Genomic DNA, 996 nt, shown 5'->3' with positions numbered 1-996 from the left:
TACAGCGAAGCCATCCCGGGTTGACAGGGTAGCTTCGGCCATGCCCGCCCCGCTCTCCGTCGACCTCCGTCGCCGCGTCCTCGACGCCGCCCGCTCGGCCACTGCCCCCGTCGTCGCCGCCCGCTTCGGCGTCTCCGTCTCGACCGTCCACCGGCTCCGCCACCTCGACCGCATTCAGGGGTCCGTCGAGCCTCGGCCCCACGGCGGTGGCCATACCCCGCTCGTGACCGACGACGACCGCCCGCTCTTCGACGGGTACCTCGCCGAGAACCCTTCGATGCCGCACGCGACCATCGCCCGCCGGTTCGAGGCCGACACCGGACGCGCCATCAGCCGCCAGACCGTCCAGCGGATGCTGGGTCTGTGGCGGGTCACCCGAAAAAAAAGTCCATGATCGCCTCCCAGCGCTTCCGCCCGGATGTGGTCGCCAAGCGCGAGGCGTTCTTGGCGGAGGTCGCGGCGATCCCAGCCGAGCGGTTGGTTTTCGTCGACGAGTCGGGGATTCAGATCGGCGCGCGGTCGGCGTACGGGTTCGCGCCCATCGGCACGCGGTGCGTCGAGGTCGCCCCTTTCCGGGTCGGCAAGCGGGTCAACCTCATCGGGTGGATGGCCGCGACGTGCGGGTCGGTGCGGGCACACGAGGGGTCCGTCAAGGCCCCCCACTTCGAGGCGTTCGTGGCCGAGAGCCTGGTGCCGTGCTTGGAGGAGGGCGACGTAGTGATCTGGGACAACGCCCGGATCCACAGCCCGGCTGCAATCGCACTCGTTGAGGCCGTCGGTGCCCGCGTGCTCCCGCAGCCGCCGTACAGCCCGGATCTCAACGCGATCGAGCCGATGTGGTCGAAGGTGAAGGCGATCGTCAAGCAGAAGCTGGCCGACGCCCGGGACGCGCTGCTCGACGCGCTCGACGAAGCCGTTTCCGCGGTCACACCATCGGACGCCTCCGGGTGGATCGCGCACTGCGGCTACGCCTTCCTACCCGACTGAGCTACGCTG

Annotated in this window: 2 protein-coding genes; both read left to right on the top strand. The window is 70.0% G+C overall.

Translation table 11 applies throughout. The features are described 5' to 3' along the window. Positions 1-40: 40 nt before the first annotated feature. Entirely contained in the window at positions 41-394 is a 354-nt protein-coding gene (locus RM540_RS16310; RefSeq protein WP_311666090.1) for a helix-turn-helix domain-containing protein, read from the top strand. Then, entirely contained in the window at positions 391-987 is a 597-nt protein-coding gene (locus RM540_RS16305) for a transposase (RefSeq protein ID WP_311666088.1), read from the top strand. Before RM540_RS16310 ends, RM540_RS16305 begins: the two co-directional genes overlap by 4 nt. Positions 988-996: the final 9 nt, after the last annotated feature.

Origin of the sequence: Rubrivirga litoralis (genome assembly GCF_031846415.1) — a bacterium.
In the GTDB taxonomy this organism is placed as follows: Bacteria; Bacteroidota; Rhodothermia; order Rhodothermales; family Rubricoccaceae; genus Rubrivirga; species Rubrivirga litoralis.
The sequence above is the reverse complement of the archived record's forward strand: the minus strand, read 5'-3'. Positions and strand labels throughout refer to the sequence as shown.

Coding starts and splice junctions, on each gene's coding strand:
- RM540_RS16310 (WP_311666090.1), top strand. CDS start 41: ATGCCCGCCCCGCTCTCCGTCGACCTCCGTCGCCGCGTCCTCGACGCC.
- RM540_RS16305 (WP_311666088.1), top strand. CDS start 391: ATGATCGCCTCCCAGCGCTTCCGCCCGGATGTGGTCGCCAAGCGCGAG.